The 419-nt window shown below is 65.9% G+C and carries 1 pseudogene; it reads left to right on the top strand.

The window, feature by feature from the left end:
- Positions 1-226 (top strand): annotated as a pseudogene (locus tag RVY79_RS17585) (LysR family transcriptional regulator); the annotation flags it as partial.
- Positions 227-419: the final 193 nt, after the last annotated feature.

Here is a 419-nt window from a genome sequence, read left to right as displayed (position 1 = left end):
GGCGGTCAGCGCAGGGTTGGGCGTGAGCCTGCTGCCGGCCAGTTGCATGCAGCCCGGGCATCGCATGCTCAGCACCGCCGACGGTTTTCCGGAGATCGGCGGGCTGGAACTGGCGCTCTTTGCGCGGTCCGACCTGGACAGCGCAGGGCGCGTGCTCCGCGATCGCCTTGTGGAGATGTGCAGCGAACGGGCGACGGCACTGCAAGTCGGAGCGTATCCTGCCTAGCCCCACACGATGCGAAGAGACACGATGCAACACACGGGAACATGCCACTGCCAAGCCGTCGCCTTCATGTTCGACGCGGAACTCGATGAACTGATCCGCTGCAACTGCTCACTGTGCAGCAAGCGCAATGCGCTGATGGCGACCGTGCCGCGCGAGCGCTTCCACATCACGCACGGCCAGGACGCGCTACGCC

The sequence above is a fragment of the Chromohalobacter sp. HP20-39 genome, assembly GCF_033052815.1.
In the GTDB taxonomy this organism is placed as follows: domain Bacteria; phylum Pseudomonadota; class Gammaproteobacteria; order Pseudomonadales; family Halomonadaceae; genus Chromohalobacter.
This window is presented reverse-complemented; position numbering and strand designations above follow the sequence as displayed.